Annotated in this window: 10 protein-coding genes and 1 pseudogene; 9 read left to right on the forward strand and 2 right to left on the reverse strand. The window is 71.2% G+C overall.

The window, feature by feature from the left end:
- Positions 1–10 precede the first annotated feature (10 nt).
- Positions 11–1,141, reverse strand: a complete 1,131-nt coding sequence (locus OHA55_RS27920) for a lytic polysaccharide monooxygenase (protein ID WP_266711480.1) — start codon at positions 1,139–1,141, stop codon at positions 11–13.
- Between the two features lie 642 nt (positions 1,142–1,783).
- Here OHA55_RS27920 and OHA55_RS27925 point away from each other — a divergent pair.
- The 3 genes and pseudogenes from OHA55_RS27925 (at position 1,784) to ggt (ending at position 5,839) form a co-directional block, all read left to right on the forward strand.
- Positions 1,784–3,183: pseudogene (locus OHA55_RS27925) on the forward strand (cellulase family glycosylhydrolase).
- Positions 3,184–3,383: 200 nt separating this feature from the next.
- Positions 3,384–3,815: a DoxX family protein gene (locus OHA55_RS27930; protein ID WP_266711482.1), complete on the forward strand. Its 432-nt coding sequence runs from the start codon at positions 3,384–3,386 to the stop codon at positions 3,813–3,815.
- A 212-nt stretch (positions 3,816–4,027) separates the two neighbouring features.
- On the forward strand, positions 4,028–5,839 hold the full coding sequence (gene ggt, locus OHA55_RS27935) for a gamma-glutamyltransferase (protein ID WP_266711484.1): 1,812 nt from the start codon (positions 4,028–4,030) through the stop codon (positions 5,837–5,839).
- A 110-nt stretch (positions 5,840–5,949) separates the two neighbouring features.
- Here ggt and map read toward each other — a convergent pair whose 3' ends face one another.
- The gene (map, locus tag OHA55_RS27940; protein WP_266711486.1) at positions 5,950–6,717 is read right to left on the reverse strand and encodes a type I methionyl aminopeptidase; all 768 of its coding nucleotides are present in this window, start codon (positions 6,715–6,717) and stop codon (positions 5,950–5,952) included.
- A 41-nt stretch (positions 6,718–6,758) separates the two neighbouring features.
- Between map and OHA55_RS27945 the strand changes: the two genes are divergently transcribed.
- The 6 genes from OHA55_RS27945 to hydA all read left to right on the forward strand — a co-directional run bounded on the left by OHA55_RS27945 (position 6,759) and on the right by hydA (position 13,027).
- Positions 6,759–7,076 carry a helix-turn-helix domain-containing protein gene (locus tag OHA55_RS27945; protein ID WP_266711488.1) on the forward strand — a complete coding sequence of 106 codons (318 nt, stop codon included), beginning with the start codon at positions 6,759–6,761 and terminating at the stop codon, positions 7,074–7,076.
- A gap of 195 nt (positions 7,077–7,271) precedes the next feature.
- A complete protein-coding gene (locus tag OHA55_RS27950; protein ID WP_266711490.1) occupies positions 7,272–7,652 on the forward strand; it encodes a PPOX class F420-dependent oxidoreductase in 381 nt (126 codons plus the stop codon).
- Between the two features lie 154 nt (positions 7,653–7,806).
- The gene (locus tag OHA55_RS27955; protein WP_266711492.1) at positions 7,807–9,177 is read left to right on the forward strand and encodes a hypothetical protein; all 1,371 of its coding nucleotides are present in this window, start codon (positions 7,807–7,809) and stop codon (positions 9,175–9,177) included.
- A 230-nt stretch (positions 9,178–9,407) separates the two neighbouring features.
- Positions 9,408–10,250, forward strand: coding sequence for a nitrilase-related carbon-nitrogen hydrolase (locus OHA55_RS27960; RefSeq protein ID WP_266711494.1), 843 nt, complete (start codon positions 9,408–9,410; stop codon positions 10,248–10,250).
- Entirely contained in the window at positions 10,247–11,530 is a 1,284-nt protein-coding gene (locus OHA55_RS27965) for an aspartate aminotransferase family protein (RefSeq protein WP_266711496.1), read from the forward strand. Before OHA55_RS27960 ends, OHA55_RS27965 begins: the two co-directional genes overlap by 4 nt.
- A 99-nt stretch (positions 11,531–11,629) precedes the next feature.
- Entirely contained in the window at positions 11,630–13,027 is a 1,398-nt protein-coding gene (hydA, locus tag OHA55_RS27970) for a dihydropyrimidinase (RefSeq protein WP_266711498.1), read from the forward strand.
- Positions 13,028–13,101 lie beyond the last annotated feature (74 nt).

A 13,101-nucleotide genomic window follows, 5' to 3' on the forward strand; every position in this document is an offset into this window, starting at 1 on the left:
GACACACGCCCTACGGGTTGACGCAGCCGACCGAGCCGATCGGGAAGTTGTTGCCGGTCGACGTCGCCGTGAAGCCGAAGGTGACGCTGCCGTCCGGCGGGATGGTCCGGTTGTAGTCGACGTTCTTGACCGTCAGAGTGCCGTCGGACCCGGTGGTCAGCGCACCGTTCCACACCTGGCTCACCTTGGTGCCCGTGCCGGGCGTCCACTTCACGGCCCAGCCGTCACGCGCCGTCGTGTCGTGGTTCATGACCTCGACGGAGCCCTGGAAACCGCCGCTCCAGGAGTTCGTCACGCTGTAGACGGCCATGCAGCCGGTGTGCGGGTCGGTGGGTGTCGGCGTGGACGTCGGGGTGGGCGTCGGAGTCGGGGTGGGTGTCGGGGTGGGCGTCGGAGTCGGGGTGGGAGTCGGCGTGCTGCCCGCGCCGCGGATGCCGGTCACCTCGCCCTTGCCGCCGTCGAAGACGAGGTCGGAGCAGGAGAAGAAGTTCTCCTGGCTGTCGGAACGCACCCACTGGATGAACATGATCGCGTCGCCGGAGCGGCCCGACGGCAGGGTCGTGTTCCAGTAGTAGTGGCCGCCGTCGGTGCCCGGTGATCCGACCGCCGGCGGGTTGCTGACGGTCTGGATCAGCTCCAGGTCGTCCCAGCCCAGTTCGGTGCTGGGCGAGTAGCCGGCCTTGGACACGTACACCCGGAACTCGCCGGGGTGCGCTGCCCAGTTGCTGTGATCGACCTCGATCGTGGCGCCGGACGTCAGGTGCGTGCGCGGCCAGTCGGAGCGGGCGGCGTTGTAGCCGGTGAAGTTGTACGGCGACCGGTTGCCGGCGCTGCACAGCGTTCCGTCCGGGACGTAACCCGCCCCTCGGCCACCGGCGTTGGAGTCGAGCACGGCGAACCAGTTGTACAGGGAGTTCGCGCCGCTCTCGTCGAGCGCGGCCTTGCACGCCGGGTTGGTCGGGTCCAGGGAGCCGGTGCTGGTCTTGGCGTCCAGCCAGCAGAGGTAGGTGCGCGACCCCGGTGACATCGCCACGCCGTGGGCCTGCGCGCTGCCTTGGCCCAGCAGGGTCAGGGCGATCCCGCCGAGCAGCGTCGCGAGCGCCGCCGCCAGAGCGACTAATCGATTCTTGCGTTGAGCCATGGAAGTCTCCAGTGCCTGTGTGGGGGTTGTGCTCGGGTGGGGTCTGTCTCCTGTGCTCGTCACGGGGCGGCTTTCCGGGGCGGGAGGCTGCGGGACCGTGCGCGTGCGCACGGCGGCGACAGCGTCGGGTGCACGCGGCGACCGGGCCGTGGAACAGCCGCGCGCGAGGGGTGGCTGGACGGGGGCGATCAGTGCGTCGGGAGCGTCCCTGCCGCCCGATTTGGGAGCGCTCCCATAGAAGGTTCACGAGAACTGCAGGAGCGCGCCATGCCCCTGACAATCCATCGGACGGGAATGCGCGAGGGGCGGGGCGGATCGGCTGGTCCGAAACTTTTCGCGCGCTTCGGCGGCGGCAAATCGTGTCCAAGAGCTTGACGGTGTGTCGTGCGATCCCGAGATTGGGAGCGCTCCCACATCTTCCTTTCCGGTACGCGACCACGCGCGTCTCCCGTAGCGGCGCACCCCGAAGATCTCGGGACCGGCACGATCGGCCCGCAGGGCGCCGTCACGGCGACGAGCGGTCGGCTCGCTCGGTCCCGCGCCAGGATCGGTTCCGCCGACCGGGCGGAATGGACCGCTTTCGGGACAGCGAGCTGCGGGAGCGTCCCATCGCGTACCCCCCTGCGCACGAGGAGAAATGCTGTGAAACGCCTTCTGGCTCTACTGGCGACCTGCGCGACGGTCCTGGGCCTCACGGCCCTGTTCAGCCCTCAGGCGGTGGCTGCCGCCGGATGCAAGGTCGACTACACGTTCGCCAGTCAGTGGCAGGGCGGCTTCCAGGCCGGAGTGAAGATCACCAACCTGGGCGGGCCGGTGTCCGCGTGGACGCTTGCGTTCACCATGCCGGACGCGGGGCAGAAGCTCGTCCAGGGCTGGAACGCCACCTGGACACAGTCCGGTTCCACGGTCACCGCCGCCGGCCTCGACTGGAACCGCGCGCTGGCCACCGGCGCGTCGGTCGACGTGGGATTCACCGGCTCCTTCACGGGTGCCAACCCGAAGCCCGCGGCGTTCGCACTCAACGGCGTCGCCTGCACGGGCTCGATCGGCGGTGACCCGACGCCCGATCCGACGCCCGATCCGACGACGCCCGGCCCGACCACCGGCACCCCCCTGGGCATCAACGGGCAGGTGCACGTCTGCGGCGTGAACCTGTGCAACCAGTACACCGCCCCATCCAGCTTCGGGGGATGAGCACCCACGGCATTCAGTGGTTCAGCGGGTGCTACAACGACGCGTCCATGGACGCCCTGGCGCAGGACTGGAAGGCGGACCTGCTGCGCGTCGCCATGTACGTGCAGGAAGAGGGCTACGAGACCGACCCGGCGGGCTTCACCAGCCGGGTGAACAGCCTTGTCGACATGGCCGAAGCCCGTGGCCTGTACGCGATGATCGATTTCCACACCCTGACGCCGGGCGACCCGAACTACAACCTCGCACGCGCGAAGACGTTCTTCGCGTCCGTCGCGGCCCGCAACGCGGACAAGAAGAACGTGATCTACGAGATCGCCAACGAGCCCAACGGCGTGAGCTGGGCTGCCATCAAGAGCTACGCCGAACAGGTCATCCCGGTGATCCGGGCCGCCGACCCGGACGCGGTCGTCGTCGTCGGTACCCGCGGTTGGTCCTCGCTGGGCGTCTCCGACGGCTCCAGCGAGAGCGAGGTCGTCAACAGCCCTGTCAATGCGGCCAACATCATGTACGCGTTCCACTTCTACGCCGCGAGCCACAAGGACAACTACCGTGCCGCGCTGAGCCGGGCGGCCGCCCGACTTCCGATGTTCGTGACGGAGTTCGGAACCGTGAGCGCCACCGGTGGCGGTGCGCTGGACCGGACGAGCACCACGGCCTGGCTCGACCTGCTCGATCAGCTGAAGATCGGCTACGCGAACTGGACCTACAGCGACGCCCCCGAAAGCAGTGCGGCGTTCCAGCCCGGCACCTGTGACGGCACCGACTACAGCAGCAGCGGCGTGCTGACCGAGTCGGGCACGCTGCTCAAGAGCCGGATCAGCACCTCCGACAACTTCCCCACCAGCTGATCCACCGGCTGATCCACGGCTGATCCATCCGCTGTACCTGCCTGTCGGCCCGTGACTGGGCTCCGGCCGCGCCGAAGCCCCGTCATGCCGCCAGGCCTTCCACGCCGCGTCGGACGTGCGGCGTCGCAACCCACCGACCGCCCCCTGGCCTCCCGGACGAACACCCCCCCGTCCGGGATCACACGAGAGTGAGGAAACCCATGGGTCTGCTCGACAAGAACCGTGACGGTGTACTCGGACTGTTCCGCGTCGTCGTCGGGTTGCTGTTCGCCTGCCACGGAGCGGCGGCTCTGTTCGGCGTGTTCGGCGGCCCCCACGGCCCGTCCCCGCGCCTGTGGGAGTGGCCCGGCTGGTGGGCCGCACTCATCCAGTTGGCCGGAGGCGTCCTGGTGCTCGTGGGCTACGGCACCCGGGCGTCGGCGGTGCTCTGCTCCGGCTCCATGGCGTACGCCTACTTCGGCACGCACCAGGCGACCGGGCTTCTGCCCATCGAGAACGGCGGTGAGGCGGCCGCGATGTTCTGCTGGGCGTTCCTCCTCATCACGGCTTTAGGGACCGGCCGTTGGGCCCTGGACCAGGTCCTCGCACGGAGCGACGACGCACGGACGGAGGTCCCGCTCGCACGGCACTGAGCCGCCGGCCGGCGTCCCGTCGGGCCGGCTCCTCCCGCAGCGCCGGTCAGCCGCGCAGACATGGCAAGAAGCCCGGGAACAAGGCCCGTCGCGTACGTCCTCAGGCATGGCCGGAAACAGCGGCGGGCATCCGGGTGCCCGTTCGAGGCGGTCCTGACGATCCGGCCGGGCCGGGGTTAGTCTGCGCGGACGATCGTCAACTGGAGGTACGCATGCGTCGTCCTGTCGGACGGAACGTATCGGTCCTGGCAGTGCTCGCCGTGGTGGCGTCCGTCGGGGCGGCAGCCCCCGCCGGATCGTCGCCGCGGCCCGGCCCACCGGTCAAGACGCCGGTGGCCGCCGGGTACGGGGGAGCGGTGGCCAGCGTGGACGCGGACGCCACCGCGGCCGGTATCGAGGTGCTGCGCAAGGGCGGCAACGCGGTGGACGCGGCCGTGGCGACCGCCGCCGCGCTCGGCGTCACCGAGCCGTACTCGGCCGGGATCGGGGGCGGCGGGTACTTCGTCTACTACGACGCCAAGTCCCGTACCGTGCAGACCATCGACGGCCGCGAGACGGCGCCCCGCACCGCCGACTCCTCGCTCTTCCTGGAGGACGGCAAGCCGCTCGCCTTCAACGACGCCGTCACCAGCGGTCTCAGCATCGGCACCCCCGGCACCCCCGCCACCTGGGACAAGGCGCTCGACACCTGGGGCACCAAGTCGCTCGGCACTCTGCTGAAGCCCGCCGAGCGCCTCGCCCACGACGGGTTCGTCGTGGACAGCACCTTCCGCAGCCAGACCGAGGGGAACCAGGAGCGGTTCGCCGACTTCCCGGCCACCGCGAAGCTCTTCCTGCCCGGCGGCGAACTCCCGGTCGTGGGCTCGGTGTTCAAGAACCCGGACCTGGCCCGTACGTACGAGACGCTCGGCCGCGAAGGGGTCGGGGAGCTCTACCGGGGCGACCTGGCCGACGACATCGTGCGCACCGTGCGCAAGCCTCCCGTCGACCCGGCGTCCGGCCGTGTCGCGCGGGCCGGTGACCTGACCACCAAGGACCTGAAGGCATACCGCGCGCTGCGGCAGGCGCCGACCAAGGTGGGCTACCGCGGACTGGACGTCTACGGCATCGCGCCCTCCTCGTCCGGAGGCACCAGCGTCGGTGAGGCCCTCAACATCCTGGAGTCCACCGACCTCTCGAAGGCGAGCCAGGCGCAGTACCTGCACCGGTTCATCGAGGCGAGCCGGATCGCCTTCGCGGACCGGGGGCGCTGGGTCGGCGACCCCGCGTTCGAGGACGTCCCCACGGCCGGACTGCTCAGTCAGCGGTTCGCCGACTCGCGCGCCTGCCTCATCCGCGACGACGCCGTGCTGACCAGCCCGCTGGCTCCCGGTGACCCGAGCTCCCCGACCCCCTGCGCGACGGGTGGGACCGCTGCCCCGACGACGTACGAAGGGGAGAACACCACGCACCTGACGGCCGCCGACAAGTGGGGCAACGTCGTCGCCTACACCCTCACCATCGAGTCGACCGGCGGCAGCGGCATCACGGTGCCCGGACGCGGATTCCTGCTCAACAACGAGCTGACGGACTTCTCCTTCGCGCCCGCCAACCCGGCCGTGCACGACCCGAACCTGCCCGGTCCGGGCAAGCGCCCGCGCTCCTCGATCTCGCCGACCATCGTGCTCGACCACGGCAAGCCGGTGCTGGCGCTCGGATCGCCGGGCGGGGCGACCATCATCACCACCGTGCTCCAGACCCTGACCGGACGGCTCGACCGGGGACTGCCGCTCGTCGACGCCATCGCCGCGCCCCGCGCCAGTCAGCGCAACGCGGCGACCACCGAGCTCGAACCCGCCCTCTGGGACAGCCCGTTGCGGGCCCAGTTGGAGTCCCTCGGCCATGTGTTCAAGCTGAACCCGGAGATCGGCGCGGCCACCGGCGTCGAGCGGCTGCCCGACGGGCGATGGCTGGCCGCGGCCGAGACGGTACGCCGCGGCGGCGGCTCGGCCATGGTGGTGACGCCCAGCGACGGCAGTCACTGAGCCCGGCGGCCCGAACCTCCACGGACCGGCCTGAACCGGGGGACCGGTTCAGGCCGGTCCGTGGTTCAGGCGGTCCGTGGTTCAGGCCGCCCGTCCCTCAGGCCCCTGGTTCAGAGCGCCGTCAGGATGCGGGGGCCGTCGTCGGTGATGGCCACCGTGTGCTCGGCGTGGGCGGCCCGGCTGCCGTCCGTGGTCCGGAGCGTCCAGCCGTCCGCGTCCGGCCGGAAGTAGTCCCCGCCGCCGGCGATCAGCATCGGCTCGATCGCCAGCACCATGCCGTGGCGCAGGGGGAGCCCCCGGCCCGGCCGTCCCTCGTTGGGCACGGACGGGTCCTCGTGCATGGACCGGCCCACGCCGTGCCCGCCGAACCCCTCGGGGATGCCGTAGCCCGCCGCGCGGCAGACCGTGCCGATCGCATGGGCGATGTCGCCGATGCGGTTGCCCACGACGGCCGCCGCGATGCCCGCGTCCAGCGCCGCGTACGCGGTGTCGATCAGCAGGGTGTCGGCGGGGCGCGCGCGGCCCACGGTGAAGCTGATCGCCGAGTCGCCGACCCAGCCGTTCAGTGTCGCGCCCGCGTCGATGCTGACCAGGTCGCCGTCGCGCAGCCGGTAGCCGTTGGGGACCCCGTGCACGATCGCGTCGTTCACCGACGCGCAGATCACCGCGGGGAACGGTACGGGCGCGAAGTGCGGGTGGTAGTGGAGGAAGGGCGATCCGGCCCCGGCCTCGCGCATTACGTCGTGCGCCAGGGCGTCGAGGTCGCGCAGGCTGACGCCCACTTCCGCGGCCTCGCGCGTGGCGGTCAGCATCTGCGCCACGACCCGGCCGGCCTCGCGCATCGCGGACAGGGAGGTTTCCGTCTTGAGTTGCACCATGCCAATTACTATACCGGTCGAAGCGGTATTAGAATGACGGCATGGTTCGCACACCCCTGACCCCCGAAGAGCGCCGCCGCGGCGAGCGGCTCGGCACTCTGCTCCGTGAGGCCCGCGGCGGGCGCAGCATGGTCGCCGTCGCGGCGAGTGCCGGCCTCTCCGCCGAGACCCTCCGCAAGATCGAGACCGGCCGTGCCCCCACGCCCGCCTTCTTCACGGTCGCCGCCATCGCCGCCGCCCTCGGCCTCACCCTGGACGAGATTTTCGCGGGCTGCGCCCAGGAGCCGGGAGCCGTGGAGGTGGCCTCGGTCGGGCAGGCGTCCGCCCCGGCCGGTCGCTTGTTGCCGCTGGGTGCCTGAGAAGCGTCGTCGAGCCTCAGGGTGTGTCCGGCGGATCTCGACCGAGGTCCGCGGTGCCTGGCACGGCTCCTCGCGGCGTTGCCGAAATGCGCGAGTCGCTCCGCGATGCGGGCATTCCGGCGCCTCGCGACGCACCGCACCAGACGCCGCGTCCTGTCCGGTCCTGATCGGCCGGACAGCCCTTAGGCTCGGGCCGTGACTCTCCAGGACTTCGCGCGCAGCGAGTACGTCAGCCTGACCACCTACCGCAAGGACGGCACCCCCGTCGCCACGCCGGTATGGGCGGCCGCCGACGACGGGACGCTCTACGTATGGACCCGCTCCGACTCGTGGAAGGTGAAGCGGCTCCGCCGTGACCCCCGTGTTCGTGTCACCGTCTGCGACGTCAAGGGCCGGATCGCGGAGGGCGCGGTCGGTGCGGAAGGGACCGCCCGGCTCGTCGACGGGGCGGACATGGCGACCGTACGCAAGGCGCTGGCCCGCAAGTACACCTGGAAGTTCTGGCTGGTCGACTGGCCGGCCATGGTCGTACGGCTCGGGAAGCGGCCGCACACCGGGATCGCGGTGACCTTCTGAGGCGGTGCGTGCCCCGGGGGCGTACGCGCGCGGTCGTGCGCCCCGGACTCCCGGCGCCTCGGACTCGAAAAGCGGGCGTAGCCGCGCCGTAACACGGCTGCGGTCGAATGCCAGCTGACTGGAGGGTTCCAGCCGAGGGCCGACGAGGGCGGCGATGACGGTGTATCAGCACGTGGTCGAAGTGGACGAGTTCGCGCGTTTCCTGGGGGAGTTGGCCGCTCGCCTGGATCCTGGGAGTGGTTGGTACGGAGTCTTCCTCCGGCGTGATCCTGGCGGAATGCGGGCCTGCTTCGACGGTGTCGAGGTGCCGCCCTGGGACGTGGTCGAGTCACTTTTGCAGGATCTGGCCGCCGCCTGCGGTACGCAATTCGCCGAACAGGAGTCCGTACGGGCCGCCTCCCTCTACTCGGCCTCGGCGGCGGCCCGCGACCGGCTTCCGGGTGGGCGTCAGGAGCTGTACCACCGCCTTGAGTTGATGATCGGCGAGCAGGAGGAGGCGGCCCGCCGGCTGCGCGCCGCCGGGTCGGGCGGAGCGCGCAACGCCGACCGGCAGGCGCTCGCCTGGGCCCAGGACGACCACCGCCGCGCCTCCGCCCGCTGCGACGAGATCCGCACCCGCCTGACGGCGATCGCGGCCCCGAGCGGCTGGTTCCGGGCCGAGGGGGACGGGTACGAGGAGGGCCCCGTGACCGCCGTGCGGGAACAGCGCGCGCCGAACGTCCGTACGGAACAGGCCGGTTCGTCGCCCACCGTGCCCGCACCGCGCGATTCGGCGGGCCCCGCCCCGAAGCCGGTGCGGAGGAAGCCGAGGGGTGCCCGGTTCGCCGGGCTGGAGGTCGACGAGGACGGGGCCGGGCCCGCGCCTTCGGCGCTCCCCCTGCTGCCTTCCGCCGCACCGTCCGCACCGAAGCCCCGCGGTGCCCGCTTCGGCGGCGCCGCACGGGCGGCGGACGCGGACCCCGAGGTGCCGGCTCCGGTCCCGGCCGCCGACCCTGAGACCGTGCGGGCCGCCGCCGACGTGGTCGCGCTGCTCCTGGCGATGCGCGCGGAGGGACGTACGGGAGAGGCGTACGCGGTGCTCTGCGAGGCGGCCGCCTGGCCTGCGGAGCGGCTGCCGGTGCTCGCCGTGGCGCTGGGGCTCGCCGGTCTCGGCGCCGACTGGACCACCCTGTTGTGGGAGGTGTCCTCGCTGCCCGCCGCCGGGCTGGCGGCGGCGGTCGGAGCCCTCGCGGAGGCCGGACGTGACGAGGACTGCGGGCGGCTTCTGCGGCAGGGCGCCTCCCGGTCGGCCGAGGAGGTGGCCGACGCGGCGGTCGCCCTCGACCTGGCGGGCCGCGATGCCGAGGCGGGACAACTCCTGGGCGCCTTCGTCCGCGTGAGGTCCCCGCAGGACGCCGCACGCGTCGCCGGCGCGAGTCCGGCCCGTCTCGTTCCCCAACTGCTCGCGGCGGCCCGCACGGTGTCCGCGGCCCGGGAGTGGGACCTCGTGCACGCTCTGCGGGTCGCGGGCCTCGCGGGTGCGTGACGGCCCGTCATGAGCGGGCGCGGGGGGCCGTGCGGGCGGCTTCCGGCGCGCATCCGGGGTTCTCCGGCGGGGGAGTGGACCGCTCGGGTGCGAAATGTGATCGACTCGGCCGGTTCACGGCGATGGTCTTGCCCCGCCGTGGGGAGGGGCTTAGGTTCTCCTCCTACCTTCCGTGTCCACCCGCGTAGAAAACGCGTAGAGGCTCTGACGTCGCGTCGAAGGAGCAGCTCATGTCCCACGTCGTTCGCGCCGCACTCGTCCAGGCGACCTGGACCGGCGACACCGAATCCATGATCGCCAAACATGAGGAGCACGCGCGCGAGGCCGCCCGGCAGGGGGCGCAGATCATCGGGTTCCAGGAGGTGTTCAACGCCCCCTACTTCTGCCAGGTGCAGGAGCCGGAGCACTACCGCTGGGCCGAACCCGTGCCGGACGGCCCCACGGTCTCCCGGATGCAGGACCTGGCCCGCGAGACCGGCATGGTCATCGTGGTGCCGGTCTTCGAGATCGAGCAGTCCGGCTTCTACTACAACACCGCCGCGGTGATCGACGCCGACGGCTCGTACCTCGGCAAGTACCGCAAGCACCACATCCCGCAGGTCAAGGGGTTCTGGGAGAAGTACTACTTCAAGCCCGGAAACGCCGGCTGGCCCGTCTTCGACACGGCGGTCGGCAAGGTGGGCGTCTACATCTGCTACGACCGGCACTTCCCCGAGGGGTGGCGTCAACTCGGACTCAACGGGGCGCAGTTGGTGTACAACCCCTCCGCCACCTCGCGCGGACTCTCCAGCTACCTCTGGCAGTTGGAACAGCCCGCCTCGGCCGTCGCCAACGAGTACTTCATCGCCGCGATCAACCGGGTCGGCCGGGAGGAGTACGGCGAGAACGACTTCTACGGCACGAGCTACTTCGTCGACCCGCGCGGCCGGTTCGTCGGTGACGTCGCCAGCGACAAGGAGGAGGAACTCCTCGTCAGGGACCTGGACTTCGACCTGATCGAAGAAGTCCGCAACCAGTGGGCCTTCTACCGCGACCGCCGCCCCGACGCCTACGACGGGCTGGTGGAGCCGTGACCGGCCTCTTCGCGCGCCACCGCGCCGTCAGCCCCGACTGGCTCAGCCTCTACTACGAGCGGCCCCTGGAGATCACCCACGGCGAGGGCCGCCACGTCTGGGACGCGGACGGCAACCGCTATCTGGACTTCTTCGGCGGCATCCTCACCACCATGACCGCGCACGCGCTGCCCGAGGTGACGAAGGCGATCAGCGAGCAGGCCGGGCGGATCGTGCACTCTTCCACCCTCTACCTCAACCGCCCGCTGGTGGACCTCGCCGAACGCGTCGCCACCCTCTCCGGCATCCCCGACGCGCGTGTCTTCTTCACGACGTCGGGCACCGAGGCCAACGACACCGCCCTGCTGCTGGCCACCACTTACCAGGGGTCCAACCAGATCCTCGCGATGCGCAACAGCTACCACGGCAGATCGTTCTCGACGGTCTCCGTCACCGGCAACCGGAGCTGGTCACCCACCACCCTCTCCCCGCTCCAGACCCTGTACGTGCACGGCGGGGTGCGTACCCGGGGGCCGTACGCGAAGCTGAGCGACGCCGAGTTCACCGCGGCCTGCGTACGCGACCTGGAGGACCTGCTCGGGCACACCCGGGGCCCCGCCGCGCTCATCGCCGAGCCGATCCAGGGGGTGGGCGGCTTCACCTCCCCGCCGGACGGCCTCTACGCCGCCTTCCGCGAAGTGCTCGACCGGCACGGCGTCCTGTGGATCTCCGACGAGGTGCAGACCGGCTGGGGCCGGACCGGCGACCACTTCTGGGGCTGGCAGGCGCACGCCGAGAACGGCCCGCCGGACATCCTCACCTTCGCCAAGGGCATCGGCAACGGCATGTCCATCGGCGGAGTCGTCGCCCGCGCCGAGGTGATGAACTGCCTGGACGCCAACTCCATCTCCACGTTCGGCGGTTCACCCGTCACCATGGCGGCCGGCCTCGCCAACCTCACGTACCTCCTCGACCACGACCTCCAGGGCAACGCCCGCCGGGTCGGCGGACTGCTCATCGAACGCCTGCGGGCCCTCGCCGCACGGGTGCCCTCGGTGCGCGAAGTGCGCGGGCGCGGGCTCATGATCGGGATCGAACTCGTGGAGCCCGGCACCGACCGGGCCGACCCCGAAGCGGCCGCTGCCGTCCTGGAGGCGGCGCGCGAGGGCGGACTGCTCATCGGCAAGGGCGGTGGACACAGCACCAGCGTGCTGCGCATCGCCCCGCCGCTCTCCCTGTCCGTCGCCGAGGCGGAGGAAGGCGCGTCGATCCTGGGCGAGGCGCTGCGCGCGGCGGGCTGAGCGCACCGGGACAGCCTCATGGCTCCCCTTCCCGCACCCGCACCACCCCCGGGGTCCCGCACCCCGGGGCTCCGTTCCCGGCACAGCGAGGAGAGGCAAATGAGCCGCACCGTGATCCACGGCGGTCTCGTCGTCACCGCGTCCGACGAGATCCACGCCGATGTGCTGATCGAGGGAGGCCGCGTCATCGCGCTCGCCGCCCACGGCAGCGACGTGGCCGAGGGCTGGACCGGGCGGAGGATCGACGCCACCGGCAAGTACGTGATCCCGGGCGGGGTGGACGCCCACACCCACATGGAGATGCCGTTCGGCGGTACGTACGCCTCCGACACCTTCGAGACCGGGACCCTGGCCGCCGCCTGGGGCGGCACGACGACCATCGTGGACTTCGCCATCCAGTCCAAGGGCGGATCGCTCAAGGCGGGGCTCGACGCCTGGCACGAGAAGGCGGAGGGCAGGTGTGCGATCGACTACGGCTTCCACATGATCATGTCGGACGTGAACGCCTCCTCGCTCAAGGAGATGGACCAGCTCGTCTCGGCCGGAGTCACCTCGTTCAAGCTCTTCACCGCCTACCCGGGGGTGTTCCTCTCCGACGACGGGCAGATCCTCCGGGCCATGCAGCAGGCCGGTTCCAACGGCGGGCTGGTGATGACCCACGCCGAGAACGGCCTCGCCATCGACGTCCTCGTCGAGCAGGCGCTCGCGCGCGGCGAACGCGACCCCCGCTACCACGGTGAGGTCCGCAAGGCGCTGCTCGAAGCGGAGGCCACGCACCGGGTGATCAAGCTCAGCCAGGTCGCCGGGGCGCCCCTCTACGTCGTCCACGTCTCCGCGCAGGAGGCCGTCGCCGAGATCGCGCGCGCCCGCGACGACGGCCACCCGGTGTTCGGCGAGACCTGTCCCCAGTACCTCTTCCTGTCGACCGACAACCTCGCCGAACCCGACTTCGAGGGCGCCAAGTACGTCTGCTCCACCCCGCTGCGCCCGAAGGAGCACCAGGCGGCGCTCTGGCGCGGGCTGCGCACCAACGACCTCCAGGTGGTCTCCACCGACCACTGCCCGTTCTGCTTCAAGGGGCAGAAGGAGATGGGGCGGGACGACTTCTCCAAGATCCCCAACGGCATGCCCGGCGTGGAGAACCGGATGGACCTGCTCCACCAGGCCGTCGTCGACGGACACATCGGGCTGCGCCGCTGGATCGAGATCGCCTGCGCCACCCCCGCCCGGATGTTCGGCCTGTATCCGAAGAAGGGCACCATCGCCCCCGGCTCCGACGCCGACATCGTCATCTACGACCCGCACGCCGAGCAGACGATCTCGGCCACCACCCACCACATGAACGTCGACTACTCCGCCTACGAGGGCAAGCGCGTCACCGGCCGGGTGGAGACCGTCATCTCGCGCGGCGTCACGGTGATCGACAACCGCGCGTACGTCGGACACGCCGGCCACGGCACCTATCTGCCGCGCGGGATCTGCCAGTTCGCCCACTGAGGGCCGGCCCGTACGCACGGAACGCCCCGCCCCTCCCGGGAACGGTCTCCGGGACGGGCGGGGCGTACGCATGC

This window comes from Streptomyces sp. NBC_00102 (assembly GCF_026343115.1).
Taxonomy (GTDB): Bacteria; Actinomycetota; Actinomycetes; order Streptomycetales; family Streptomycetaceae; genus Streptomyces.

What these genes read in the sequence shown, in the direction of transcription:
- OHA55_RS27920 (WP_266711480.1), bottom strand. Translation starts at nt 1,141, where the DNA reads ATGGCTCAACGCAAGAATCGATTAGTCGCTCTGGCGGCGGCGCTCGCG.
- OHA55_RS27930 (WP_266711482.1), top strand. Translation starts at nt 3,384, where the DNA reads ATGGGTCTGCTCGACAAGAACCGTGACGGTGTACTCGGACTGTTCCGC.
- ggt (WP_266711484.1), top strand. Translation starts at nt 4,028, where the DNA reads ATGCGTCGTCCTGTCGGACGGAACGTATCGGTCCTGGCAGTGCTCGCC.
- map (WP_266711486.1), bottom strand. Translation starts at nt 6,717, where the DNA reads ATGGTGCAACTCAAGACGGAAACCTCCCTGTCCGCGATGCGCGAGGCC.
- OHA55_RS27945 (WP_266711488.1), top strand. Translation starts at nt 6,759, where the DNA reads ATGGTTCGCACACCCCTGACCCCCGAAGAGCGCCGCCGCGGCGAGCGG.
- OHA55_RS27955 (WP_266711492.1), top strand. Translation starts at nt 7,807, where the DNA reads ATGACGGTGTATCAGCACGTGGTCGAAGTGGACGAGTTCGCGCGTTTC.
- OHA55_RS27960 (WP_266711494.1), top strand. Translation starts at nt 9,408, where the DNA reads ATGTCCCACGTCGTTCGCGCCGCACTCGTCCAGGCGACCTGGACCGGC.
- hydA (WP_266711498.1), top strand. Translation starts at nt 11,630, where the DNA reads ATGAGCCGCACCGTGATCCACGGCGGTCTCGTCGTCACCGCGTCCGAC.